This is a genomic window from Shimia sp. MIT910701 (genome assembly GCF_047126315.1).
Classification (GTDB): Bacteria; Pseudomonadota; Alphaproteobacteria; order Rhodobacterales; family Rhodobacteraceae; genus Shimia.
The window spans coordinates 922,946-947,072 of record NZ_CP138953.1; the positions used below are offsets into that span (position 1 = coordinate 922,946).

The 24,127-nt window shown below is 61.3% G+C and carries 23 protein-coding genes; 13 read left to right on the top strand and 10 right to left on the bottom strand.

The genetic code is table 11. The annotated features are described in order from the left end of the window. The first annotated feature begins 12 nt into the window (after positions 1-12). Genes SIB38_RS04405 through SIB38_RS04435 form a run of 7 tightly spaced genes read left to right on the top strand, consistent with a single transcriptional unit; the run spans position 13 to position 6,503 of the window. Complete coding sequence (locus tag SIB38_RS04405; RefSeq protein WP_294116657.1) at positions 13-1,236, top strand: glycosyltransferase family protein; 1,224 nt, start codon at positions 13-15, stop codon at positions 1,234-1,236. Continuing rightward, complete coding sequence (locus SIB38_RS04410; RefSeq protein WP_294116656.1) at positions 1,233-2,471, top strand: glycosyltransferase family 4 protein; 1,239 nt, start codon at positions 1,233-1,235, stop codon at positions 2,469-2,471. Before SIB38_RS04405 ends, SIB38_RS04410 begins: the two co-directional genes overlap by 4 nt. 4 nt (positions 2,472-2,475) lie before the next feature. Then, entirely contained in the window at positions 2,476-3,552 is a 1,077-nt protein-coding gene (locus SIB38_RS04415) for a glycosyltransferase family 4 protein (RefSeq protein WP_412551499.1), read from the top strand. Beyond that, positions 3,552-4,139 (top strand): histidine phosphatase family protein, encoded by a 588-nt coding sequence (locus SIB38_RS04420; RefSeq protein ID WP_294116654.1) that lies wholly within the window; start codon positions 3,552-3,554, stop codon positions 4,137-4,139. Before SIB38_RS04415 ends, SIB38_RS04420 begins: the two co-directional genes overlap by 1 nt. Then, entirely contained in the window at positions 4,136-5,278 is a 1,143-nt protein-coding gene (locus tag SIB38_RS04425; RefSeq protein WP_412551500.1) for a glycosyltransferase family protein, read from the top strand. The genes SIB38_RS04420 and SIB38_RS04425 overlap by 4 nt, the downstream gene beginning before the upstream one ends. After that, positions 5,275-6,030: a polysaccharide deacetylase family protein gene (locus tag SIB38_RS04430; protein ID WP_294116652.1), complete on the top strand. Its 756-nt coding sequence runs from the start codon at positions 5,275-5,277 to the stop codon at positions 6,028-6,030. Before SIB38_RS04425 ends, SIB38_RS04430 begins: the two co-directional genes overlap by 4 nt. Further along, complete coding sequence (locus SIB38_RS04435) at positions 6,027-6,503, top strand: class I SAM-dependent methyltransferase (RefSeq protein ID WP_294116651.1); 477 nt, start codon at positions 6,027-6,029, stop codon at positions 6,501-6,503. The genes SIB38_RS04430 and SIB38_RS04435 overlap by 4 nt, the downstream gene beginning before the upstream one ends. A gap of 55 nt (positions 6,504-6,558) precedes the next feature. Here SIB38_RS04435 and SIB38_RS04440 read toward each other — a convergent pair whose 3' ends face one another. The 6 genes from SIB38_RS04440 to SIB38_RS04465 form a co-directional block, all read right to left on the bottom strand. Then, positions 6,559-7,467 (bottom strand): rhodanese-related sulfurtransferase, encoded by a 909-nt coding sequence (locus SIB38_RS04440; protein WP_294116650.1) that lies wholly within the window; start codon positions 7,465-7,467, stop codon positions 6,559-6,561. Positions 7,468-7,526: 59 nt separating this feature from the next. Next, complete coding sequence (locus SIB38_RS04445; protein WP_294116649.1) at positions 7,527-8,273, bottom strand: sulfite exporter TauE/SafE family protein; 747 nt, start codon at positions 8,271-8,273, stop codon at positions 7,527-7,529. A gap of 99 nt (positions 8,274-8,372) precedes the next feature. Continuing rightward, on the bottom strand, positions 8,373-9,242 hold the full coding sequence (locus tag SIB38_RS04450) for a 3-keto-5-aminohexanoate cleavage protein (protein ID WP_412551501.1): 870 nt from the start codon (positions 9,240-9,242) through the stop codon (positions 8,373-8,375). A gap of 1 nt (position 9,243) precedes the next feature. Then, positions 9,244-10,044 carry a TIGR03084 family metal-binding protein gene (locus tag SIB38_RS04455; RefSeq protein ID WP_294116647.1) on the bottom strand — a complete coding sequence of 267 codons (801 nt, stop codon included), beginning with the start codon at positions 10,042-10,044 and terminating at the stop codon, positions 9,244-9,246. After that, positions 10,041-11,996, bottom strand: coding sequence for an acetyl/propionyl/methylcrotonyl-CoA carboxylase subunit alpha (locus SIB38_RS04460; protein ID WP_412551502.1), 1,956 nt, complete (start codon positions 11,994-11,996; stop codon positions 10,041-10,043). Before SIB38_RS04460 ends, SIB38_RS04455 begins: the two co-directional genes overlap by 4 nt. A 2-nt stretch (positions 11,997-11,998) precedes the next feature. After that, on the bottom strand, positions 11,999-13,618 hold the full coding sequence (locus tag SIB38_RS04465; protein WP_412551503.1) for an acyl-CoA carboxylase subunit beta: 1,620 nt from the start codon (positions 13,616-13,618) through the stop codon (positions 11,999-12,001). A gap of 133 nt (positions 13,619-13,751) precedes the next feature. Between SIB38_RS04465 and SIB38_RS04470 the strand changes: the two genes are divergently transcribed. The 5 genes from SIB38_RS04470 to SIB38_RS04490 all read left to right on the top strand — a co-directional run bounded on the left by SIB38_RS04470 (position 13,752) and on the right by SIB38_RS04490 (position 19,341). Continuing rightward, a complete protein-coding gene (locus SIB38_RS04470; protein WP_412551504.1) occupies positions 13,752-14,540 on the top strand; it encodes a PaaX family transcriptional regulator C-terminal domain-containing protein in 789 nt (262 codons plus the stop codon). An 87-nt stretch (positions 14,541-14,627) separates the two neighbouring features. Next, on the top strand, positions 14,628-15,758 hold the full coding sequence (locus SIB38_RS04475; protein WP_412551505.1) for an ABC transporter permease: 1,131 nt from the start codon (positions 14,628-14,630) through the stop codon (positions 15,756-15,758). Positions 15,759-15,760: 2 nt separating this feature from the next. Then, positions 15,761-16,564, top strand: coding sequence for an ABC transporter ATP-binding protein (locus SIB38_RS04480; protein ID WP_294116642.1), 804 nt, complete (start codon positions 15,761-15,763; stop codon positions 16,562-16,564). 3 nt (positions 16,565-16,567) lie between these two features. Continuing rightward, complete coding sequence (locus SIB38_RS04485) at positions 16,568-18,682, top strand: MlaD family protein (protein ID WP_294116641.1); 2,115 nt, start codon at positions 16,568-16,570, stop codon at positions 18,680-18,682. Further along, the gene (locus SIB38_RS04490; protein ID WP_294116640.1) at positions 18,679-19,341 is read left to right on the top strand and encodes an ABC-type transport auxiliary lipoprotein family protein; all 663 of its coding nucleotides are present in this window, start codon (positions 18,679-18,681) and stop codon (positions 19,339-19,341) included. Before SIB38_RS04485 ends, SIB38_RS04490 begins: the two co-directional genes overlap by 4 nt. On the opposite strand, the gene SIB38_RS04495 is transcribed toward SIB38_RS04490, so the two are convergent. From SIB38_RS04495 to SIB38_RS04505, 3 genes are all read right to left on the bottom strand, one after another. Beyond that, on the bottom strand, positions 19,338-19,976 hold the full coding sequence (locus tag SIB38_RS04495; RefSeq protein ID WP_294116639.1) for a PEBP family protein: 639 nt from the start codon (positions 19,974-19,976) through the stop codon (positions 19,338-19,340). The genes SIB38_RS04490 and SIB38_RS04495 overlap by 4 nt on opposite strands. A gap of 125 nt (positions 19,977-20,101) precedes the next feature. Further along, entirely contained in the window at positions 20,102-21,205 is a 1,104-nt protein-coding gene (leuB, locus tag SIB38_RS04500; RefSeq protein WP_412551506.1) for a 3-isopropylmalate dehydrogenase, read from the bottom strand. 58 nt (positions 21,206-21,263) lie between these two features. Then, on the bottom strand, positions 21,264-22,160 hold the full coding sequence (locus SIB38_RS04505; RefSeq protein ID WP_294116637.1) for a LysR family transcriptional regulator: 897 nt from the start codon (positions 22,158-22,160) through the stop codon (positions 21,264-21,266). Positions 22,161-22,257: 97 nt separating this feature from the next. On the opposite strand from SIB38_RS04505, the gene SIB38_RS04510 reads away from it, so the two are divergent. Further along, complete coding sequence (locus SIB38_RS04510) at positions 22,258-23,154, top strand: epimerase (RefSeq protein ID WP_412551507.1); 897 nt, start codon at positions 22,258-22,260, stop codon at positions 23,152-23,154. On the opposite strand, the gene SIB38_RS04515 is transcribed toward SIB38_RS04510, so the two are convergent. Beyond that, the gene (locus tag SIB38_RS04515; RefSeq protein WP_412551508.1) at positions 23,124-24,119 is read right to left on the bottom strand and encodes an endonuclease/exonuclease/phosphatase family protein; all 996 of its coding nucleotides are present in this window, start codon (positions 24,117-24,119) and stop codon (positions 23,124-23,126) included. The genes SIB38_RS04510 and SIB38_RS04515 overlap by 31 nt on opposite strands. Between the last annotated feature and the right edge of the window lie 8 nt (positions 24,120-24,127).

The window sequence follows — 24,127 nt, forward strand, 5'->3', positions numbered from 1 at the left end:
GAGGCGGGTGACGTGTCCGAGGCGATTTCTTTGACAGGTGATTTGGCGGCCAATGCGTCGCCGCGCGTGCTGTTTTACAGTCACGACACCTATGGTCTGGGCCATTTGCGACGCTCGCGTGCGCTGGCCACGGCGATCACACAGGCGGACAGCCGGATTTCTGCGCTGATCCTGACCGGCTCCCCAGTGGCGGGGCGCTTCCCGTTTCCGGACAATGTTGACCACATTCGCCTGCCCGGCGTGACCAAAACGCCGGATGGGGATTATGAGAGCGAGCGTCTGGGACTGCACATTGATGAGACCACGGCGCTGAGGGCTGGGCTGATCAAAGCCACGGTGGAGCATTTTGATCCCGATATCCTGATCGTGGACAAAGAGCCAACCGGCTTTCGCGGCGAACTGTTGCCGGCGCTGGAATGGCTCAAGGCCAAGCGCAAGGCGCATCTGGTGCTGGGTCTGCGCGACGTGCTGGACGAACCAAACGTGCTGGCGGCCGAGTGGGACCGCAAAGGCGCTCTGGAAGCGGCTGAGAAATACTACGATGAGACTTGGGTCTACGGGCTGCGCTCGATTTATGATCCGGTGGCCGGTTTGAACTTGTCGCAAAATTTCCGCTCCCGCATGAAATTCACCGGCTATCTGCACCGCGAAGCGCTGAGCGAAGGCGAAACCCCAGAGCAGCCCTATGTGCTGGTCACCCCCGGTGGCGGCGGCGATGGTGCAGGCATGGTGGATCTGGTGCTGTCGGCCTATGAGCAGGACCCGGAGTTGTCTCCACGTGCGGTGCTGGTCTATGGCCCCTTCCTGAGCGGCGAAGTGCGCGCCGAGTTTGAGGCCCGTGTTGCCAAGCTCAATGGCCGGGTGCAAGCCGTGGGCTTTGACAGCCGTATGGAAACCCTGATGAAGGGCGCGATGGGGATTGTCTCGATGGGCGGCTACAACACCTTCTGTGAGGTGCTGTCCTTTGACAAACCGGTGGTGATTGTGCCGCGCACACGCCCCCGCATGGAGCAACATATCCGCGCCAGCCGGGCCGAAAGCCTTGGCCTTGTGCGCATGTTGGACGAGCAGCGCGACGGCTTCACGCCACAGGCGATGATCGCCGCCATTCGCGCGTTGCCGGATCAACCAAAACCAAGCCACGCCTTTGTGCCCGGTCTGCTCGACGGGTTGGACGTGGTCTCCGAACGTACTTTGGCGATGCTTGGCATTGCCCGATCTCAAGGCGCTGCATGACTTCAGAAAGACCTAAGGTGGCGGTGGTGGTCAAAGGCTGGCCCCGCCTGTCCGAGACCTTTATTGCGCAGGAAATTGTGGCCCTGGAAGAGACGGGATACGACCTGTCGATGTGGTCCCTGCGCTTCCCCACCGACAAGAAACGCCACCCGCTGCATGAGCGTTTGCAGGCGCCGGTGCATTACCTGCCGGAATATCTGCATCAGGAGCCGCTGCGTGTGCTCAAGGGCGTTTTTGCGGGACTGTTCAAGAAACGGTTTTGGGCCGCCACGAGAGCTTGGCTCAAAGACCTCCGTCGTGATGTGACCCGCAACCGGGTGCGCCGTTTTGGGCAGGCCTGTGTTCTGGCGCGGGAGCTGCCGGACGACATTGACCTGCTATATGCGCATTTCATGCACACGCCGGCCTCGGTGACACGCTATGCGGCGATCATACGCGACATGCCGTGGTCGGTGTCGGCCCATGCCAAGGACATCTGGACTTCGCCGGAGTGGGAAAAGCGCGAAAAACTGCAAGACAGCACCTTTGGCGCGGAGTTTTTGGCGACCTGTACAAAGGTCGGCGCGGATCACTTGGCTGAACTGGCCGACAGGCCGGATCGCGTGGAACTGGTATATCACGGCTTGGACCTGACCCGTTTTCCAGAGCCACCCACAGAGCGGCCTGAGGGCGGTGGTGTGCGTTTCCTGTCTGTGGGGCGTTTGGTGGAGAAGAAGGGCTTTGACCGTCTGATCTCTGCCTTGGCACTCTTGCCCAAAGACCTCGATTGGCATTGGGACCATATTGGCGGCGGCGGGGACGGCAGCTTGTTGAAAGTACAGGCTGAGACCCTTGGCATTGCTGATCGTATCACCTGGCGTGGGGCCTGCGACCAGCCCGAAGTGATCGAGGCGATGCGGGTGTCCGACGTGTTTGTGCTGCCAAGCCGGATTGCCGAGGACGGTGACCGTGACGGCTTGCCAAATGTGCTGATGGAAGCGGCGAGCCAAAATCTGTGCCTGTTGTCCACGCCGGTGTCTGCGATCCCGGAGTTCATCACCGACGGCGAACATGGCGTGTTGTCCAGCGACGCGCCAGAGGCACTTGCGGCGGCCATGGAGCGGCTGGCGCGGGATGCGGAGCTTCGGGAGACGTTGACCGAGGCGGCTTATGGTCGGCTGACGGCGCATTTCCTGATGCAGCCGGGCATTGCCCAGCTCGACGCGCGCCTGCAAGCGGCTGCGGCGAAGGCCTAACCTCATGGGGCCGATTGCGTTTTATGCCCCTCTGAAATCACCGCATCATCCGGTGCCGTCCGGCGAGCGCCAGATGGCGCGCAACCTGATGCAGCTGCTGACGCGCGATGGCGTCGTGCCCCAGTTGGTCTCTGAGCTGCGCAGCTTTGATAAACACGGCGATGGTGCGGTGCAGGCAGCGCTGCTGGCACAGGCGGAGGCGGAGATACCGACGCTGATTGCTAAGGGGCGGGCCGAGGGCTGGGCGCTGTGGGCGACCTATCACAGCTATTACAAAGCGCCGGATTTGTTGGGGCCAACCGTGAGCGCGGCTTTGGGCATTCCCTATGTGTCCTTTGAGGCCACGAGAGCCAACAAACGCTTGGGCGGGCCTTGGGATGCTTTTGAGAAAAAGGCGCAGGCGGCCTGTGATGCGGCGGATGTGTTGTTTCACTTCACGGGGCGCGATGCAGTGGCTTTGCGGGGTCATCTGAAAGTCGGGCAACAGCTTGTGCATCTGCCGCCGTTTCTGGCGCAGGAGAATTTGCCAACCCAAGCGGAGCCGGATGCGTCGACCCTTCTGGTGGCGGGCATGATGCGCAAGGGCGACAAACTGGCGTCATACAGCATCATCGCGGAGGCCTTGGGGCATCTGACTGGCGACTGGCAGGTCGAGATTGCTGGAGATGGGCCGTGTCGTGCTGAGGTTGAGGCGCTGATGGCACCCTATGGGGGTCGGGTGCGATTTTTGGGACAGCTGGACGCCAGGGAAATGGCGCAGGCGTACGAGCGCGCGCGCGTCTTTTTCTGGCCCGGCGTAAACGAGGCCTTTGGCATGGTCTACCTGGAGGCGCAGGCACATGGTGTGCCGGTGGTGGCACAGGATCGCCCCGGTGTGCGCGATGTGGTCGCGGCAGAGGGCTTGGTGGCCGACCCAACCCCGGATGCGCTTGCAGCGGCGCTTTTGACGGTGTTGAATGACGATGAAACCCATCGGCAGCGGGCGCAAGAGGCGCGGGATTTGGTGCAAAACCACCACCTGCTCACAGCCGCCCGGCAGACCGTGTGGGAGGTTCTGAACCCATTGATGAAAGAGACATGATGATCCGATTGGCCATGCTGCGGCACGGACACACCCATTGGAACCGCGCCGGACAAATCCAGGGGCGCACGGACATTCCGCTGGACGATGAGGCGCGCGAAGGTCTGGCAGAGTTCAAACTGCCCGCAGGCTGGGACGCCGCCGAACTGGTGGCAAGCCCGTTGCTCCGCGCGCAGGAAACCGGCGAAATTGTCACCGGGCGCAGGCCAGCGGTGGTCGACGCGCTGATCGAGATGGACTGGGGGGATTGGGAAGGCAAAAAGGGCGTGGACCTTAAGGCCGATCCCAACAGCGGGTTTCGCGACATCGAGCAGTGGGGCTGGGACTACCAGCCGCCGGGCGGGGAAAGCCCGCAGATGGTCTGGGACCGCTTGGCGCCGTGGTTGTTTGGCCTAAAGCGGGATTGCATTGCGGTCTGCCACATCGGCATCATGCGGATGATTTTGGCCAAGGCGCATGGCTGGGATTTTGACGGCCCGGCCCCGTTTGCGGTGAAGCGCAACCGGCTGTTTGTGGTGGAAATTGAGGGGGATACGGTTAAAGTCGCAGACCCTGATATTGTGCGATTGGAAAGGCGCAGCGCATGAAAGTTTTGATCGCTGTCACCCATCTTCTGGGCACCGGGCATCTGTCCCGCGCTCTGACACTTGCCCGCGCGTTCACGCGTGATGGCCACGAGGCTGTGGTGCTGTCGGGCGGCATGCCTGCAGAGCATCTGGACAAGGACGGCATTGCATTGGTGCAGCTGCCGCCGCTGGCCTCGGATGGTGTGGATTTCACCAAGCTGTTGACTGAATTGGGCGTGGAGGCGGATGCCGCCTATCTGGCCAAGCGTCAGGCGATGATGGTGAAAGCGGTAGAGGACATGGCGCCCGATGTGGTGATCACCGAACTCTTCCCCTTTGGCCGTCGTAGCCTGTCGGCGGAGTTTGAAGCCTTGCTAGACGCCGCCAAATCATTGCCGCAGCCTGCCTTGGTGCTGGTCTCGGTGCGCGACATCCTTGCACCGCCGTCGAAAGCCTCCAAAGCGGCTCGCGCCCGCGAGGTGATCAAACAGTATTACGACGGCATTCTGGTGCATGCCGACCCAGAGCTGACCAAACTCGACATGAGCTGGCCATTGACCAGCGATGTGACGGCGATGCTGCGCTACACCGGCTACGTGGCGCCGCCCGCGCCACAACAGCATCCGGACAGCGCAGGTGCCGGTGAAATTGTGGTCAGCGCCGGGGGCGGCGCGGTCGGACAGGCGCTGTTTGAATGTGCGATCAAAGCCGCCAAACGTAGCCCGTTGCGGTGGCGCTTGTTGGTGGGCGGGGCCAATGCCGAGGCGCGGATTGCAGAGCTCAAAACGCTGGCCGATGATCCGATGATCAAGATTGAACCGGTGCGGCCCGATTTCCGGCAAATGCTGCACCATGTGACCGCCTCGGTCAGCATGTGCGGCTACAACACCGCGCTCGATGTGCTGCAAACCGGCGTGCCAGCGGTGTTTGTGCCGTTTGATGATGGCGGGGAAGTGGAGCAGACCCTGCGCGCGCGCGCCCTTTCCGTGCAGCCCGGCATCGAAGTGCTCAGCGCCACCGACCTGACCCCGCAAAGCCTGATGGCAGAGATCAAACGTGTGGCCTCCAAAGACCGCCGCAGCCCGTCCGGCCTGCGTATGAATGGCGCGGCTGAGAGCGTGCGTATTGCCCAATCCATGCTGGCGGAGCTGCGCGGGTGAGGATCGACTGGTCAGCGCTGCGGGCGGAACTGGCGCAATGGCGCGCAGAAGGTCTGGTGCTGCCCTTGTGGTGGCGCGATGACGACGCGGTTGCCCCCACCGAGGCGCTTGATCAGCTTGCGTCTTTAAGCACAGCGACGGAAGTTCCGGTACACTTGGCGATCATACCCAAAGACGCCAACGAGGCTTTGGCGCAGGACTTGGCGACGTGCTTTGTGCCGGTTGTGCACGGCTGGGCCCATGTCAGCCACACGCCGGAGGGTGTGAAAAACGCAGAGTTTGGGGCGGGCCGCCCTGCCAACGCGGCACTGGCGGATGCGTCTCAAGGCCTTGCGCGACTTCGCGCCCTGTTTGGCGACAAGTTGGCGCCGATGTTTGTGCCGCCGTGGAACCGGATTGCGCCCGATGTTGTGGCCGGGCTGGCCGAGGCTGGTTTTGACGCGGTGTCGACCTATAACCCTCGTAAAACCGCCATGGCCGCCTCCTGTGTGGCGCAGATCAACACGCACATTGATCCGATTTTCTGGCGCGGCCATAGAGGGTTGGTGGATGTAGAGACATTGCTGTCTCAAGTGGTCAAGCTGCTACAAGACCGCCGCGCGGGTCACACGGACAATCAAGAACCCCTGGGATATCTCACGCACCACCTTGTGCATGACGCCGATATCTGGGAGTTTTCGCGGCAGTTTTTGCAGGAAATTTGCGAAGGGCCAGTGCGGCTTTATCGCCATGATGGAAAGGGCATTTCATGAGCCGTTTGAACAGCATGATGCGTCGCTTGGCAGCGCAGGCCGATGGGCTGGAGTGGGGCAACACCATGGTGGACAGCCTCAAGGGGGATTTCCTCGACATGGGGCTGGGCAATGGCCGCACCTATGACCACATCCGCGAGATTGCTCCAGAGCGGCGCATCTGGGTGATTGACCGCGCGCTGAACTGCCACCCTTCCTGCGTGCCGCCGGAGGAGGATTTCCTTCAGGGTGAAGCCGAAGAGATGCTGAAAAAGATGGCGACAGACGGCACCAAAGTGGCCATGGCGCATTATGACTTTGGCTTTGGCGACAAAGAGAAAGACGTGGCCGAGGCGGCGCGTCTGTCGGCAATGATCAAAGAGATTATGTTGCCCGGTGGCGTGCTGGTGTCAGGTCAGCCATTGGTTGGATTTGAACAGGTGCGCGGGCCAACAACCGTGGCGCCAGAGCGCTATTATTTCTACAGAACATAAAGATGCGCCCGGTCAGTGACCGGGCGTTTTGTTCTTTGGCTTGGTGACTTAGGGATCAGTCCAGACCGATGATGTGCTGCTCGCCGCGCTGGCGTGCCAGAGTCATTTGCTTTTGACGTTCCCGGAACCGCTCTTTGTCATTTTCCGAATACTCGCCAACACATTGGTGGCAGCTCACGCCCGCCTCATACTCCGGACGCTCCTGATCTGCCGGTAGGATGGGTCGACGGCAGGCATGGCACAGCAGGTGCGGGCCTTCTTTCAGCCCGTGCCCAACCGACACACGTCCGTCAAACACAAAGCACTCGCCATCCCAGCTGCTCTCTTCCTGTGGCACCTCTTCGAGGTACTTCAGAATGCCACCTTTCAGGTGATAGACATCTTCGACACCCTGACTCATCAGGAAGTTGGTGGATTTCTCACAGCGAATGCCCCCGGTGCAGAACATCGCCACACGTTTGTTGTGGAAGCGCTCTTTGTTGGCTTCCCACCACGCCGGGAATTCGCGGAACGTCGCGGTTTCCGGGTCAATTGCGCCTTGGAAGGTGCCAATCGCCACTTCGTAGTCGTTTCGCGTGTCGATGGTGACCACATCCGGCGACTGGATCAGCTCGTTCCAGTCCTCCGGGTTCACGTAGTTGCCCACATGCGCGGTCGGATCGACGTTGGGCTGGCCCAGCGTCACGATCTCTTTCTTGAGCTTCACCTTCATGCGCGGGAACGGCTTTTCCGCCGCGGTGCTCAACTTCCACTCAAAGTTGGCGCAACCCGGCAGCTTTTGGATGTAGCCAATTACTGCATCAATGCCGTCGCGTGGCCCGGCAATGGTGCCGTTGATGCCCTCATGGGCCAACAACAAGGTGCCGGTGATGTTGTGCTTCTGACAAAACTCCAGCAAGGGCGCCCGCAGGGCCTCGTGGTTGTCAAAAGTGGTGAAGTGATAGAGAGCGCAGACTGTAAACATAGCGCCCCATTACGCCTATTTTAAAGGTCTATCAAGACTCAGTCCCCTGTGGCGTTTTGTCAGAGGAAGGTGCTGACCCCGCCCCACAACAGACGCAGCGCAATCAGGATCAGCAACACATTGAGCACCTTGTGAAATCCGTGGTCGCTCATCCGGCCCAGCACATGTTTGCCCACCCAAGTGCCCGCTGCGCCACAGATGATCAGTCCGGCGATGAACAGCGCCCAGGGGGCAAAGCCAAACCCCAGTGCCGCAAACATCGCCACCTTGAGCCCGTGCTGCACCGTCATCAGCGCCGCGTGGGTGGCGACATGGGTGTGGCGGTCCAGCTGCATGGTTTTCACATAGGCGGCGACAAACGGGCCGGTGGCGCCAAAGAACATGGTCAGAAAGGAAGAAAACGCGCCCGCGCCAATCGGCCATTTTCCGATCCAAGCAGGCGTCTTGCCGAGCACCACCCACAGCAGGAACAGACCAATGCCAATTTGCACGGTCGCAGGCGGCAGGCTCACCGCCACACTGCCGCCAATGGCCACACCGATGAGGGCACCGATGGTGAAGGCGGGCAAGGCGCTGCGCAAGATGTGGCTGCTGAACATGATGGCGCGCACGGCGTTGGAGCCCAGTTGCACCACGCCATGTACAGGGATCAGCGCCGCTGGCGGCAGGATCACCGCGGTCACCGCCAGGAAGATCGCACCGCCGCCAATGCCAAAAGCAGCGGTCATCAATGAGGTGGCAAAGCTCACCGCCAAAAGGAAGATTGCATGGGTTTGGGACAGGTCTGGCGGGAGCAGGTCAATCATGGCGCCACTATGAGCAGTGGGTCTCCCAGTGCAAGCTTTCTTCCGGCTTGGGCTTCTTCTTGCCAAAAATATCCCGGGGGTGCGGGGGCTGGCCCCCGCTTACGACCGCTCTGGCGAAATGCCCAACATCTCCCGTGCTTCTGCTGGACTGGCAATTGCGCGCCCGGCGTTTGTGGCGCAGGTGGCCAGCGCTTCAATCAACGGCCCATTGGAGCGGGTCTTGTCCCCATTCGGTAGGTAGAACGTGTCTTCTACACCGGTGCGCAACATGCCGCCAAGCTCGGCGGCCTTTTGGTGGCTCTGCCAAAGCTCGCTGCGCCCGATCAGGGTGGCTTGCCAGAAACTGTCTTTCAGCATGTAGGGCATGAGGAATTCCAGAAGTTTCGGGTCCACGGGCATGCCCGATGCCACGCCCATGACAAGGTTGTACTGCGCACAGCTGGTCATGCCGTTTTGCACATACATCGCCACAGAGCGCACGATGCCGGTGTCAAAGCACTCAAACTCTGGAATTGTGTTGGTCTCCGCCATCACATCGAGGTGGTCCTGAATTTTGGACGGCTGGTTTTCAAACAGCATTGGCGGCCAAGCCCACTCTCCGTTGCTGCGTAGCTTGAGATAATTGAGCGAGCCGGCGTTGCAGGCGGCGATTTCGGGCTTGAGCACACGAATGCAGTCCAACGCGCCGGAGTAATCCGGCCCTACCACGCCGGTGGTGGCGTTGATTAGGATGTCGGGGCAGGCATCGCGGATCGCGCCAACAATTTCCGTCGCCACCTTTGGGTCCCAGCTTGGCAGATGACCTTTGCCTTCTTCCTGCTGGCGGAAGTGGATGTGGATCACGGCGGCACCCGCGTCCATCGCCTCGCGCGCGGAGGCGGCGCATTGCGCGGGCGTGACCGGCACGGGGTGCTGTGTCGGATCGGTCAGAACGCCGTTGAGCGCACAGGTGAGGATGGCTTTGTCCATCTCAGCGCTCCTGTTTGTGGCGGCTGCCGGGGGCGGGCGGCGTTTCTGGCGGACCCGCAAAACATTGGGCGTTGGCCATCCAGGTCTGGGCAACTTCGCCTGTGGCGGTCAGCGCGGTATCGGCAAAGGCGCGGGTCTGAGTGACCACGGCGGCAAAATCTGCGGCAGGGCCTGCGATGCTGTTGTCGCCCTCTTCGCCAAACTCCCATGTGGCACCGGATGGTGCGGTCAGGGTGAGTCTGGGCATGGCCTCGGGCACCGGCAGGCTGTGCACCTGATGGGACCAGCCAAAGGTGTTCACGCCAAGGATCACGATGTTTTTGATGCGGTCGCTGTCTGCGCGGACCTTGCCCAGTAGGTCAAACACTTCAAACCCATGGGCCCAGGTTTCCATTTGCCGGGCGGTCATAGAGGAGCGTGCCGACATCGACGGGCCGACCCAGGGCAGGCGCGCCTTGGGGTCCATGTTTCGCCAGCGGGCGGCGACGTCGCGCGCCGTTTCGATCCAGAGGGCACGCAGGTCTGCGCCGCGCTCCGGGATGGTTTCATTCTCATAGCTGCGCAGGGAACCCGAGGCCTTGAGCGAGGCCATCGCGCCGCCCATGCGCGCCATAAAGGCGGCTTCGTCGGAGGCAGACAGGTCCGCGCCGGTGTTCCAGAAATGCAGGTGCACCAAAACGTCTTCGACGGTCCAGCCTTTGAACTGGGTTTGTGTGCGCAGCTCCGCGTCCGACAAACCAGACAGGGCGTCATACAGCACTTCGGACTCGGTGAGAAAATCATCAGCTTGGGTGAGGGTCATGTTGGGTCTTCCATGGTCAGGATCAGCGCGCCTTTGGACAGCTGTTGGCCGGTCTCAACGTGGAGCGCGGCGACAACGCCGTCGGCGGCGGCGGTCAATTGATGTTGCATTTTCATGGCTTCAAGCACGGCCAACGTGTCGCCTTTTTGGACGGTGTCCCCTGCGGCCACGTTGAGCGCCACCAGCAGGCCCGGCATCGGCGCGGTGAGGGCGCCGGTGGCGGTGGCGTCAGTTGTGGCCCAGGGCTGTGCGCGGGTGACATGCAGGTGGTGGCCTGCGGTTTGCAGATAAAGCCCCCTCATACCGTCAGGCGCGTGATGCGCAGTGGTGCGGTGTCCGTCGATGCGGAGGTCGCTCGAAACGTTGTGGGTCCAGCCGTCACCAGAAACCGTGATCTGGTCCGTGCCAACACTCGTTGCGGTGATACTATGTAGTTCTCCGTCAAGCGAGAGATCCAGCGGAATAGGCAGGCCGCCATCGCTGGAGAACCCTGCGAGGGAGGCGTCCGGCAGCAGACTTTGCGCTTGTGCTTTATCACTTTCGCTGCGCAGCAAAAGCGCGGCAGAAAGGGCGACAGTTTGGGACGTGACGGCGGTCTGCGGAGGGCCATTCGGGTAGGCGTCATCCAGAAAAGATGTGGTAGCCGTGCCGTTTTGCACCTCGGTGCGATCGAGCAAGTCGCGCAGGAACGACACGTTTGTGGTCACACCCAGAACTGCCGTGTTGTCCAGTGCTTGGCTCAGCTTGCGCAGGGCTTCATCGCGGGTGTCACCATAGGCAATGAGCTTGGCCAGCATTGGGTCATAATGCGGAGAGACTTCGTCCCCACTGCGCACGCCGGTGTCGATGCGGATGATGTTATCTGTTTCAAATTTATGAATTTTCCCAATGGATGGCAGGAAGCCATTGGCGGGGTCCTCGGCGTAGAGCCGGACCTCTATGGCGTGTCCTGAGAGTGTGATGTCCTCTTGGGAGACGGGCAGGGGCGCGCCCTGCGCGACAGCGAGTTGCAGTGCGACGAGGTCCAGGCCCGTGACCATCTCGGTGACCGGATGCTCGACCTGAAGGCGGGTGTTCATCTCCAGGAAATAGAAATCCTCACCGTTTCCATCGAGCAGAAACTCCACCGTGCCCGCGCCGACGTAGCCCACCGATTGAGCTGCTGCGATGGCGGCCTTTTCCATACGCTTTCGTATGGTTCGGGTCATGCCGGGGGCAGGGGCTTCTTCTATTACCTTCTGATGCCGGCGCTGGACAGTGCAGTCTCGTTCCCCCAAGGCAATGGTATTGCCGTCGTGATCCGCAAAGATCTGAATTTCGATATGTCGCGCGCTTTGCACGGCGCGCTCGAGGATCAGCGTGCCATTGCCAAAGGACGCACTGCCCTCCGCTCGGGCCAAGGTGAGCGCCTCGGGCAGATCGTCCAAATCCGTGACCAGCCGCATGCCTTTGCCGCCACCTCCCGCTGCGGCTTTGACCATGAGTGGCATGCCGATGTTGCGTGCGTGAGACAGCAATGTCGCGTCAGTTTGATCATCACCTTGATAGCCGGGCACGCAGGGCACTCCGGCGTCCAGCATATGCGCCTTGGCGATGGCTTTGTTGCCCATGATCTCGATGGCCTCGGCGGATGGTCCTACAAAAACAAGACCTGCGCGTTCAACCGCGCGGGCAAAATCTGCGTTCTCAGACAGAAAGCCATAACCGGGGTGGATTGCCCCCGCGCCGGAGGCTTTGGCGGCCTCCAAAATAGCGTCGCTGTTGAGGTAGCTGTCGGCGGCGGGCGCGAGGCCGATGGGGTGCGCCTCATCCGCCATCGAGACATGCAGCGCATTTGCGTCGGCATGCGAATAGACCGCAACAGTGCGCAGGCCGAGGTCGCGCGCGGTGCGGATGATGCGGCAGGCAATTTCGCCCCGATTGGCAATCAGAAGGGTGTCAAACGTGCTCATGGTCACATCCTCGCCACGCCAAAGCTGTTGGAGTTGAGATCGCGACGACGGGCCTCGGCCACGGTGGCAAGGCAGAAAGCAATCACTTTGCGGCTGTCACGGGGATCGATCACGCCGTGGTCGAGCACTTTGCCGGAGGTGAAGAAAGGGGAACTTTGCGCATCAAACAGGCCTTGAATGGCGGCTTCCTGTTGGGCCATGCGGGCCTCATCCACGTCGACGCCTTTGCGGGCGGCCCCGGCGCGGGCGACGAGGCTCATGGTTCTTGCGGCCTGTGCGCCGCCCATGACGCCGGAGCGGGAGGTCGGCCAGGCAAACAGGAAATCCGGCTGATAGGCGATGCCGCACATGCCGTAGTTGCCCGCGCCAAAGCTGGCGCCGCAGTAGAGCGTGATTTTGGGCACGCGGGCATTGGACACGGCTTGGATCATTTTGGAGCCGTGTTTGATCATCCCGGCCTGTTCATAAGCCGTGCCGACCATGTAGCCGGTGGTGTTATTGAGGAACACAAGCGGGGTGCCCGCCTGTTCGCAGGCCTGAATGAAATGCGTGGCCTTGTTGGCGCCCGCCGGATCGATGGGGCCATTGTTGGCAAGGATGCCAACGGTGTGGCCGTGGATTTGCGCTTGAATACAGAGGGTTGCGGGGCCAAAATCCGGTTTGAATTCGTCAAAATCGGACCCGTCGACAAGCCGGGCGATCAACTCGCGCGCGTCATAGGGCGTGGACCAGTCGGCGGGCACCACGCCTGCGATTTCACCCACGTCAAAACGCGGTTCGTCAAAGGCGCGCGCCTCTGGTTTGGGCATGTCACGGTTCCAGTCCAGCCGCGCCATGACCCGGCGGGCCAGCGCGATGGCGTGCACGTCGTCTTCGGCGAGGTATTCCACCAGACCGGAGGTGGTCGCGTGCATTTCCGCGCCGCCCAAATCGGCGTCTTTCGCGACCTCGCCGGTTGCGGCATTGACCAACGCGGCCCCGGCAAGTGCGGCCATGCCGTTTTTCTTCACGCCAATCACATAGTCCGACAGGCCGGGCATATAGGCGCCGCCCGCAGTGGACGGGCCATGCAAAACCGCGACGGTGGGCAAACCGGCCGCCGAAAGACGCGCCAGATTGCGGAACACGCCGCCGCCCAGAGCCCAGTCTTCGACGCGGTAATTCATCAGGTTGGCGCCCGCGCTTTCGACCAGATGCACAAAGGGCAGCTTCTGGCGCAGGGCAATTTCCTGGGCGGAGAGCATGGCTTGCAGCGACATCGGAGACAGCGCGCCCGCGTTGATGCCGCTGTCATCCACAATCACCATGCAGCGCACGCCGGAGATAAAGCCAATGCCCATCAGGAAAGTGCTGCCTGGCAGGGATTTCTCTGGGTCATCGCTGTCTTGCAGATACCCCGCGAGACTGTGCAGGCGCAGGAACGGCAGGCCGGGGTCCAGCAGGCGGGCGAGCCGCTCTCGAGGGGTGATTTGCCCCCGTGCGGCAAAGCGCCCTCGCCGTTGTTCGGATTTCTCCGCCGTCCGGGTTTCCAGCGCGCGCAGTTCCGCCACGGCGCTCAACATTGCATCCCGGTTTTCGCCAAACGCAGGCGCGTTGGGCGTGATCTGTGTCTCAAACGACATGGGGGCTCCTCCTCCTGAGCGGTCCCGATATTGAGATCACTCTGAGCCGCCGGCGCGGGCGCATCAAGGCAGCGTGATTGTGACGCTGCGGCCAAAGCTTGTTGTTGAGGCTTGGGCGGCGTAGAATTGGCCCATGCAAACTGTTGATCTGCAAGAAGATATCAATGCCGTCGCCGCCTGTGGCCCGATCAAAGTCTGGTCGGTTGTGGTCACCATTCTGGGCGACCTGCTGCAAAGCGAAGAGGCCTGGCTGTCCGGGCCGGTGTTAGATGCATTGGTAAGTCGGCTCGGGATCAACAATCAGGCGTTGCGCGTGGCGGTACACCGGTTGCGCCGGGATGGTTGGATCACCTCGGAGAAGCGCGGGCGGTTGTCGGCGCATCAATTGACGGCCAAAGGCTGGGCCGAGACCGAAGCAGTGCGCGGGCAGATTTATGGCACAGCAGATACGGCGGAGGCGGTCTGGTTGGCGGTAGGTGGCCCGAATTTGACGGCAGCAGAGTTTCTGGAGCTTTTGCCGACCCACGCGGTTGCTTTGTCAGCACGCAGTGCGCTGGGGACCGGGACCGTGCGTCCGAGTGAGGAGGTTTTGCTGAGCAAGTTCACGCCGGAGCGTGTGCCGGAGTGGGCGGTCACTGCTTTGGTCCCGCACGAGCTGGCGACGGAATATGATGCGCTGTCAGAGGCGGTCGGGCGTGTGCTTGCGCATAGCACGCCGGAAGGCACATTGGAGCGTACCGCGCTGCGGCTGGTGATCTTGCACCACTGGCGGCGGTTGCGGCTGCGCCATGGCGCTGTTCAAGATGCGGTTCTGCCGTCTGATTGGCCCGGCGCACGGGCGCAGTGGCTGGTGATGCAGGCGCTGACCCGGCTGGAGCGGCCAGAGGTGGCAGAGCTTGAGCGGCAGGTGGCGCTGGGCTAGGCTTTTTCGAAACGGTTTGAGGTAACAGAATTAGGGCAGGATGATCCGGGGTTTGACGGACACTATGGAATGCGGAGTGCGCCGCGCATGAGCGTTTTGGCGGCGCCAGACCTGCAGGTTGCGGCCCAGGATGGGCGCGCCACTGTCCGCCTGTCAGGTGCTTTGCTGACCGAGTTTCTCGCCGACATGGAAGCGCCGTTTGCACAGGCTGCGCCAACTGAGACGCACGTCGACATAGACCTCTCCCCGCTCACCGCCTTTGACACAGGGGGGGCTTGGCTGGTCTCTCAACTGCGTGCGCGTCTGCAGACACAGGGCGCCGAGGTGCAGATCACTGGCGCGGCGGATCATCTTGCATTGATCGAAACAGTGGCCACCGCCACGCCGGAAGAGACACCCCATGAGCTGCCGGAACACGGACGCTGGGAATGGGTGGCGGATATTGGCCGCAAGCTGGTGTCCGGTTGGGGTGACGCGCTGTCACTGGTGAGTTTTCTCGGGCAAACGCTCGCCGGGTTGGCGGATGTGATTGTCCGTCCGCACAAAGTTCGCTGGGCGAGCCTGTTCACGCATATGCAGGACGTCGGCTTCAACGCGGTGCCGATTGTGGCGCTGATGGGCTTCTTGATCGGCGTGGTGCTGGGCTTTCAGGGGGCCAGCCAGTTGCAGCAGTTTGGCGCAGAGGTGTTTGTGGTCGAACTGATCGGCATCTCGGTGCTGCGCGAGCTGGGCATCCTGCTGACTGCGATCATTGTGGCCGGTCGTTCCGGTTCTGCCTTTACGGCCTCGGTCGGGTCGATGCAGGTGCAGCAGGAAATCGACGCCATGCAGACCCTGGGCCTTGATCCGGTGCGGGTGCTGGTGGTGCCACGGGTGCTGGCACTGTTGATCATGTTGCCGCTTTTGGGGTTCATCGCCAATCTGTTTGGCCTCTTTGGCGGCGCGCTGATGAGCTGGGTGAGCTTGGATGTGAACCCCGGCATGTTCCTCACCCGCCTGCATGACAACATTGCCGTGAAACACCTGCTGGTGGGCATGGTGAAAGCGCCGTTCTTTGCGCTGGTGATTGGGGTGGTGGCCTGTTGGCAGGCCTTCCAGGTGAAAGGCAGCTCCACCAGCGTCGGCCAACGCACCACCTCCAGCGTGGTGCAGGGCATCTTTCTGGTGATTGCGCTCGACGCGCTGTTCTCGATCTTCTTTGCGCAGTTGGGGGTGTGAGCATGAGCGATATCCCAGAGCGTGACGCCATCATCAAGGTCCGCGGATTGCGCAACCAGTTTGGGCCACAGGTGGTGCATGACAATCTCGATCTGGACGTGTGGCGCGGCGAGGTACTGGGCATTGTGGGCGGGTCTGGCACCGGCAAATCGGTGCTGCTGCGCACCATTGTTGGCCTGAACAAACCGGCAGCAGGTACCATTGAGGTGCTGGGCACCAATGTGCTCACCGCGCCGGAAGAGGAACGGCGCAAGGTCGAAACCCGCTGGGGTGTGGCCTTTCAGGACGGCGCGCTGTTTTCCTCGCTCACGGTGTTGCAGAACGTGATGGCGCCAATGCGCGAGCATCTGAAGCTGTCGACCAATTTGATGAAGGAACTCGGCGCGCTCAAGATCAGCCTTGTGGGGCTGCCGCAGCTCGCCTGTGACAAGCTGCCCAGCGAGCTGTCGGGCGGGATGCGCAAACGGGCAGCCTTGGCACGGGCGCTCGCGCTCGACCCGCAGATTGTGTTTCTGGACGAGCCCACAGCGGGCCTCGATCCCGTCGGGGCGGCGGCCTATGACGACCTGATTGGCGAGTTGCAGCGCAGTCTGGGCATCACCGTCTTTATGGTCACACATGATCTGGACAGTCTCTACGCGATTTGTGATCGCATTGCGGTGCTTGCCGAGAAGCGAGTTCTGGTAGAAGGTCCAATAGAAACAATGACGGATGTCGATCATCCGTGGGTGCAGGAGTATTTCACCGGCCCACGTGCGCGGGCCGCGCAGGTCAAAGGCATCGACACCGAAACCGGGGGCGCATAGGGCATGGAGACACGGGCAAACTACCTCCTGATTGGGGTGTTCGCGCTGGTCGGCCTGATCGGCTCGTTCCTGTTTGTGCTGTGGCTCGCCAAGATCGATCTGGAAAAGCAATACGCCTATTACGACGTGCTGTTTGACAACGTCTCCGGCCTCGGGATGGCGGGTGGCGTGCGCTACAACGGCCTGCCGGTGGGGCAGGTTGTGATGCTGGAGCTGGACGAGGAGAACCCCTCACTGGTGCGGGTGCGCATTGAGGTGGGGGCAGACACGCCGGTGAAGACCGACACTATTGCCAAGCTGCAAGGGCAGGGTGTCACCGGCGTGAGCTTTGTGGCGCTGTCTGGCGGCACGGCGGGTGCGGCGGCGTTGGAGCAATTTGGCGAAATCCCAACCGAGCCAAGCGCGCTTCAGTCTGTGATCCAAGGCGCGCCGGAGCTGATGGAAAAGGCGATTGGCCTGCTGGAAAACCTGCAAGGCGTGGTGAGCGAAGAAAACACCGCTGCGGTGAATGAACTCTTGGGCAATCTGGCCAGCGCCTCGGGCCGTTTGGACCGCACCTTGGCGGAGTTTGAAGAGCTGTCCGAAGATGTCGGCAGCGCGGCACGTGAAATCGCCGCCTTCACCACGCGTTTGGAGGCCCTGTCGGACACCGCCGAAGAAACGTTGGTCGAGGCCACCGGCGCGCTGGGCTCCATCAAGGAGGCGGCTGAGCGCACCAAAGGCACGTTGGACAATGCGGAAAGCGCCTTTGCCACAGCGGATAGCCTGATGAAAGAAGACCTCAAAGACTTTATTCAACGCGGCGCAGATGCGGCGGCTGCGCTGGAGAATGTGGTGGAGGTGCTAGAACCCTCGGCGATTTCCGCGATGCAATCGGCGCAGGCTTTGATTGATGAGCGCCTGCCCGCCTTGGTGCAACAGGTGCAAGACACGGCGGAAGTGATGGAAACCCAGATCGCAAAGGTCGGCACCGATGCGTCGAGCCTGATGGCGCGGTATGAGGAGGTCGGCACCAGCGTGCAGGCCCGTGTGGAGCAGACCCAGACCGCCATATCGGCCTTTGAAACCGCCACCAATGCGGCGACCGACACGCTCAATTCGGTGCGGGTGGCCTCGGATACGGCCACCACAGTGATGAACACCGATCTGCAGCCGTTGGCGGATGAAGCCACAGCGGCGCTGACCACGGTGCGCGACATCGCGACCACCAAAGTCTCGCCTTTGATTGATCAGACCAACGAGACGCTGGTGGCGATTGAGACCGGCGTGGAGGAGATCACAGACCAAGGCGCGCTGATGTTGGAAACTGCCACGGCGCGCTTGGTGGAGGCACGTAGCACGCTTGCGAATTTCAACGAGGCTTTGGAGCTGTCGGATGAAATGCTGCGGTCGTTGGATGACACGGCGGATGCGGTGAACACGTTGGTGCGTGGCGGCGCAACCGAGATGGTCGAGGATGCCCGCGAAGCCGCGGCCAGCGCGCGCAGCGCCTTGGATGCCATCCGCGTGACCGTGGATGAGCGCCTGCCGGAGGTGGTGGAAAACATCTCTGAAGCCGCACAAGCCGCCAATACCATGATCGCCAGCATCGACACGCTGGCCGTGGACGCCACCGGCCAATTGGCCACGCTGTCCCCACAGGCCAGCGAAGCGTTGACGACAGCGATCGACACGTTTGAGCGCTCAAATCGCACCCTGGAGGCGATCTATCAGGCGATGGAAACCGCCGACGATACGCTGGCCACGGCGGGCGACACGTTCAGCGGGGTGAACCAGATTCTTGATGAGGATGTGGACCAGATTATGACCGACATCAGCGGTGCAGTGGCGGCGGTATCCGGAACGGTTACAGGTGTCTCTGATGACATCAGCAAGGCGTCGGACGAGGTGCTGGCCGCCTCGCAATCCGCATCTGATTTGCTCGGCACGGTGAATGAGATTGTGCAACGCAACGAGCGGCAGGTGTCGGAATTCCTGCGGTTGGGCTTGCCGCAAACTGTTAAATTTGTGGAAGAATCCCGCTATCTGGTTGGCAACCTTGACCGGCTGGTGGCCCGGATCAAACGCGATCCGGCACGGTTTCTTCTCGGCACGCAAGGATCGGAGTTTAGCCGATGACTCGATGGGGATGGGCAACGGTATTGGTGGGCGCGCTGGCGCTCTCGGGCTGCGGCGGGTTGGGCACGTTGAACCGCGCGGCCTCGCCGACGGATCTCTATACGCTGACGCCCAAAAGCACGTTTTCGTCGGGCCTGCCCCGTCTCAGCCATCAGATTGTGATCGAGGAGCCCACGGCCCATGCCGCTGTGGACACCGACCAGATCGCGGTGCAGCCGACGCCCTATCAGTTTGAATATCTGCCCGTGGCGCGTTGGGTCGATCGCGCGCCGGTGATTGTGCAGACGTTGCTGATCGAGAGCTTTGAAAACAGCGGTAAGGTGGCCGCCGTGGGCCGTTCCTCCGTGGCGCTGCGTCCGGACTTCCTGATTGTGTCAGACCTGCGCGAGTTTCAGGCGCGCATTCCGGCGGTGGAAACCGAAAGCAATGCGCTGGAAGTGCATGTGCGCATGAACCTCAAGATTGTGGACGCCTATGACGATCACATCATTGGGTCAAAGTCCTTTGAGAAAGTCATCATGTCGCCCAGCGAAGAGATGTCTGATGTGGTGGTGGCGTTTGATGATGCCTTGGGCAAAACCATGCGTCGCGCCGTGGAATGGAGCGTGAAAACCATCTACAGCCACGGCCAACGCAACCCGCGCCCGGCGCTGCGCTAGCGGATCAGCAACCGACAAATCATCGTGTTGTTGGTTTCCAGATCCGGCCCCCAGATGAACTCCGCCCGCCGGTCCCATTTGATATCGTTGTAGCCGTCTTTCGGCCGCACCTGACGTTTCTTGTACTCCGTCGCCCGAGGCCAATCTGAATCGTCAAAATACTCGGCAGTCCAGCCGCGCGGCGGCTTGCTTGCTTCAAACCCACACGGCCCTTCGCCCACGCGCGGGTTGCGCTCCTTGGTGCAGGATTTGTTGAGCGGTGCCTCATGGATCACCTTACAGCGCCAGTCTTTGTCAGACACGGCCACGATGTCCCCGGCGGCATCTTTGATTTGTAGGATCACGCCGCCATCACCCATTTGTTGGCGGTTGGTGCCGATGTATTCCAACCCGGTGTCGTTCTCTTTGAAGTCTTTCGCCATCAGCGCCAGCATAAACGGTCGTTCGGCGCGGAAGGTGAAGCTCTCGGCGTTAAACGAGCGTTCCGTGGCAATGGAGATGCGGTCCTGTCCCACCAAGGATCCGTTCGCATAGAGGGCAAACCAATTGTCGGCCCAGACGTCCGCCTTGAAGGTTTCTGCTGTGGCGGCGGTACTTAGAACCAGCGTGAGGGCGCCCCCGAGGACATGCTTCATGTCGACCTCCAAAACTTGCCTGCCTTAGTGGTAGCAGCTTGCAGAAGCCCGCGGAAAACAAATTGCCAAAAAGGTAAAGGCGCCCCTAAGGACGCCTTCGCAATTTCTCAAGCTGTGGCCTGTGCTTAGAGGCTTGCGTCCAGCGCGGCCAGCAGGGCGTCGCCCATCTCGGAGGTGGACACCGGGGTGCCGCCGTCTGCTTGCATCAGGTCGCCTGTGCGCACGCCATCTGCCAGCACTTTCTCCACAGCCGCTTCCAGACGGTCTGCTTCTGCGCCTTCGTTGAAGGAGTAGCGCAGCGCCATGGCGAAGGAGAGCACACAGGCACATGGGTTGGCTTTGCCTTCGCCTGCGATGTCTGGCGCGGAGCCGTGTACCGGCTCATACAGCGCTTTTGGACGGCCGTTGTCCATTGGTGCACCCAGGGAGGCGGAGGGCAGCATGCCAAGCGAGCCGGTCAGCATCGCGGCACAATCCGAGAGGATGTCGCCAAACAGGTTGTCGGTGTAGATCACGTCAAACTGCTTGGGTGCGCGCACCAGCTGCATTGCGCCATTGTCGGCGTACATGTGGGAGACTTCCACCTCTGGGTAGTCTTTGGCCACTTCGTTGACCACTTCGCGCCACAGGATGCCGCTTTCCATCACGTTGGCTTTTTCCATCGAGCACAGACGCTTGTCGCGCTTCATCGCCAGCTCAAACGCAGCGCGGGCGCCACGCTCGATCTCGGATTCGGTGTAGCGCTGGGTGTTGATGCCAACACGTTCGTTGCCTTCTTCAAAGATGCCGCGTGGCTCACCAAAGTACACGCCGGAGGTCAGTTCGCGCACGATCATGATGTCCAGACCGGACACGATGTCGGTTTTCAGTGAGGAGAAATCTGCCAGCGCGTCAAAGCACTGCGCCGGGCGCAGGTTGGCAAACAGGTCCATCTCTTTGCGCAGGCGCAGCAGGCCGCGCTCTGGCTTCACGGAGAAGTCCAGATCGTCGTATTTTGGCCCACCTACGGCGCCCAGCAGCACCGCGTCCACTTCTTGCGCTTTGGCCATGGTGTCGTCATGCAGCGGCACGCCGTGTTTGTCATAAGCCGCGCCGCCGACAAGGTCTTCGCTCACGTCAAATTTCAGGCCACGCTTGTCGCCAAACCAGCCAATAATACGCTGGACCTGGTCCATGACTTCGGGGCCGATGCCGTCGCCGGCGAGGATGAGAAGCGAAGGGTTGCTCATTGCGATGCGTCCTTGATCAAATAGGTTCGCTACGGGTTACCGAGTGGCGCGTGAAAGATCAAGAAACAAAGGGCTTTAATGCGCTCTCCAGCAGGGTCCAGACGCGGGAAATGCGCGGGGTGTGGCGCAGGCTTTCATGGGCGGTGAGCCAGACCGGCAAATGTGGGATTGGAAAGTCGATTTTGATCTCTTCGATTCCCGGGGTTTGCCGCGCAATGTGGCGCTGACAAAACCCCAATCCACAGCCCGCGCGCACCAATTCCCAATAGGTGGTTTGATGGTCACAGCGCACCGGAAACCAATCCCGATTGGCGGGGATGCCCATGCGGCGCATTTCGCGGATGATGTCGTCATTGGCGTCATAGCCAACGATGTCATGATGGGGCAGGTCTTCGGCCCCGGACGGGCGACCTTTGCGGGCGAGGTAGCTCTCGGCGGCGAACATGCCCAGCGTGATGTCGCCCAGATGTTTGGTGATCATGTCGAGCTGCTCGGGGCGGTACATGCGCACAGCGATGTCGGCCTCGCGAAACAGCAGGTTCTGCGATTGATCCGACGGCACCAGCTCAATCTGGATTTGCGGTTCTTTCTGGCGCAGATCGGCCAGAATGTTCGGCATGACATGATGCGCCATGAAGATGGATGACGAGATCCGCACGGTGCCGGCCAGGTCGGTTTCCCCACCGGCGGCGGCCAGCGACAGGTCGGCCATGGCGGCGGCCATACGTTGCGCGGGTGCGAGTAAGGCCTGTCCTGTTTCGGTCAACTCAAAACCCCGCGCGTGGCGGTGGAAGACCTCAACCTTCAGCGTGTCCTCGAGCGTTTTGATATGGCGTCCCAACGTGGGTTGGGAGGCATTGAGCTGCCGCGCCGCGCCAGACAGGGAGCCGGTTTCCGCCACAGCCAGAAAGGACTGGATCAACGACCAGTCGAGGTTTGAGAGTGCCTTTTCCATTCATTTATGAATATCACGGCTGCGAATTTCGCCAATACCTAACTGTCTTCGAATGCCGCATGTTGGTGTCAAGACGCCAGACAGCAGGAGAGAGATCATGGCACAGACGGTTTTGATACTTGGCGCAAACGGGCGGTTTGGACGCAACGCAGCGCAGGCTTTTGCCAAGGCGGGGTGGGATGTGCGCCCCTTTGATCGCAGCAAAGACCGGCTGCGTGAGGCGGTGCATGGGGTGCAGGTGATCGTGAACGCCTGGAACCCGCAATACTTTGATTGGGCCGCACAGGTGCCAAAACTGCACGATGAGGTGATTGCCGCCGCCAAAATGGTGGACGCCACGGTGATTGTGCCGGGCAACGTCTATGTTTACGGCGCACAAACGCCCAGCCCCTGGGGCGTGACCACCCCGCATCAGGCAGAGAACCCGCTGGGCCAAATCCGGCGTGACATGGAGCGGGCCTATCGCTTTAGCGAGGTGCGCACGATCATTCTGCGCGCTGGGGATTATATCGACACAGAGGCCTCGGGCAATTGGTTTGACATGATCATGACATCCAAGATTGGCCGGGGTGTGCTGACCTATCCGGGCAAACGCGATGTGGATCACGCTTGGGCCTATTTGCCGGATCTTTGCCGCGCGGCTGTGATGCTGGCGGAGAAGCGGGATCAGTTGAACCGTTTCGAGGACGTGCCGTTTCCGGGCTACACGTTGACCGGCAACGATATGGCGCAGGCGTTGGAGCAGGTTCTAGGGCGCACGTTGAAGGTCAAATCCATGGCGTGGTGGGCAATCCAATTGGCCTCGCCGGTGTGGAAACTGGCGCCGCACCTGCTGGAAATGCGCTACCTGTGGAACACGTCGCATCGATTGGATAGCGCTCGGTTTGAGGAATTGCTGCCGGAGTTTGAGCCTACCGAGTTGCACAAGGCTTTGGCCTCTGCACTGCCAGAGTCGGCGGTGCCTCAGAAGGCGATGTCGACCCAAACCATATGATGGCGGCTGGCGGCGATGTCTTTCTCCGATAGCAGCTCATGGCCCGGTTCTTTGGGTTTCGGCCAAAACACCCCAGCGTCGATCACCTTCAGATCGGCGCTGGGCAGGACATAATCGACCCGCAAATCCCCCGGCGTCGGCTCGCGCCAATCCACGGTGGGGCCTGCCTTTTCCAGCGGGTCTTGTAGGCGTGGATCAGTTAGCAAGCCTTGAATGGCTTCATGCCGCCCTTCGCCTTTTTGTGGATCAAGGTTTGCACCGCCCATCAAGACAAACGGCGGCTCTGGTGCGGGCCCCAGCTTGCCGTCCAGCAGATGAGACCACAGGCGGATTTCATCGGCATTGCGCAACCCGTTTTGATCTTCTGGCCCGTCAAACACCGGCGGCCCTGCGGCAAAGAGCATGAGCGTCACTGGGCCGTTGGGATGCAGCGCGGGCAAAACCCAATGGCCATTGGACGACAACCGCTGGATGGCTTGTGCTTCCTCTGAGGGGAACGGTTGCCCATTTACTCCGGGCAATGTGGCCTCCGGCAGGTCCCGCCACAACAGCACCGAGAAATCCCGCGCCTCGCCAAAGGGCCAGCGCGACAGAACCACCATACCACCGGCCCCGCGAAACTTGCCATAGCCCTGCGCATCCGCTGGTGTGTGCAATCGCCTGTCGCCATTCATGTCCAAGCCAGTGGGAATGCCGGTGTTGGGGGGCAGCGAAAAAACATGCGGGTAGTCCAGCTCTCTTTTGCCAAAGTGGTCCCGCAGCGCCTTGGCGCCCAACAGATCCGCGTCATAGTCCACGCCTTGCAGGAACAGAATATCCGGCGCGAGATGTGTCACCACCTGAGTGATCGCCACAACCTGCGGATCGCTCCGCGTGATGTCGCGCAGCATGAGGCCCGGCCCTTTGCGGCTCAGTTCCACATCATAGGTTGCTACGCGGATCGTCTCCGCATGCGCAAAACTCACAAAAAACA

Bases quoted from the DNA above. Each gene is read 5' to 3' on its own strand.
- SIB38_RS04480 (WP_294116642.1), top strand. From the start codon at position 15,761: ATGAGCGATATCCCAGAGCGTGACGCCATCATCAAGGTCCGCGGATTG.
- SIB38_RS04425 (WP_412551500.1), top strand. From the start codon at position 4,136: ATGAAAGTTTTGATCGCTGTCACCCATCTTCTGGGCACCGGGCATCTG.
- SIB38_RS04510 (WP_412551507.1), top strand. From the start codon at position 22,258: ATGGCACAGACGGTTTTGATACTTGGCGCAAACGGGCGGTTTGGACGC.
- SIB38_RS04435 (WP_294116651.1), top strand. From the start codon at position 6,027: ATGAGCCGTTTGAACAGCATGATGCGTCGCTTGGCAGCGCAGGCCGAT.
- SIB38_RS04415 (WP_412551499.1), top strand. From the start codon at position 2,476: ATGGGGCCGATTGCGTTTTATGCCCCTCTGAAATCACCGCATCATCCG.
- SIB38_RS04410 (WP_294116656.1), top strand. From the start codon at position 1,233: ATGACTTCAGAAAGACCTAAGGTGGCGGTGGTGGTCAAAGGCTGGCCC.
- SIB38_RS04490 (WP_294116640.1), top strand. From the start codon at position 18,679: ATGACTCGATGGGGATGGGCAACGGTATTGGTGGGCGCGCTGGCGCTC.
- SIB38_RS04495 (WP_294116639.1), bottom strand. From the start codon at position 19,976: ATGAAGCATGTCCTCGGGGGCGCCCTCACGCTGGTTCTAAGTACCGCC.
- SIB38_RS04420 (WP_294116654.1), top strand. From the start codon at position 3,552: ATGATCCGATTGGCCATGCTGCGGCACGGACACACCCATTGGAACCGC.
- SIB38_RS04505 (WP_294116637.1), bottom strand. From the start codon at position 22,160: ATGGAAAAGGCACTCTCAAACCTCGACTGGTCGTTGATCCAGTCCTTT.
- SIB38_RS04465 (WP_412551503.1), bottom strand. From the start codon at position 13,618: ATGTCGTTTGAGACACAGATCACGCCCAACGCGCCTGCGTTTGGCGAA.
- SIB38_RS04485 (WP_294116641.1), top strand. From the start codon at position 16,568: ATGGAGACACGGGCAAACTACCTCCTGATTGGGGTGTTCGCGCTGGTC.
- leuB (WP_412551506.1), bottom strand. From the start codon at position 21,205: ATGAGCAACCCTTCGCTTCTCATCCTCGCCGGCGACGGCATCGGCCCC.
- SIB38_RS04475 (WP_412551505.1), top strand. From the start codon at position 14,628: ATGAGCGTTTTGGCGGCGCCAGACCTGCAGGTTGCGGCCCAGGATGGG.
- SIB38_RS04450 (WP_412551501.1), bottom strand. From the start codon at position 9,242: ATGGACAAAGCCATCCTCACCTGTGCGCTCAACGGCGTTCTGACCGAT.
- SIB38_RS04445 (WP_294116649.1), bottom strand. From the start codon at position 8,273: ATGATTGACCTGCTCCCGCCAGACCTGTCCCAAACCCATGCAATCTTC.
- SIB38_RS04455 (WP_294116647.1), bottom strand. From the start codon at position 10,044: ATGACCCTCACCCAAGCTGATGATTTTCTCACCGAGTCCGAAGTGCTG.
- SIB38_RS04460 (WP_412551502.1), bottom strand. From the start codon at position 11,996: ATGAGCACGTTTGACACCCTTCTGATTGCCAATCGGGGCGAAATTGCC.
- SIB38_RS04440 (WP_294116650.1), bottom strand. From the start codon at position 7,467: ATGTTTACAGTCTGCGCTCTCTATCACTTCACCACTTTTGACAACCAC.
- SIB38_RS04470 (WP_412551504.1), top strand. From the start codon at position 13,752: ATGCAAACTGTTGATCTGCAAGAAGATATCAATGCCGTCGCCGCCTGT.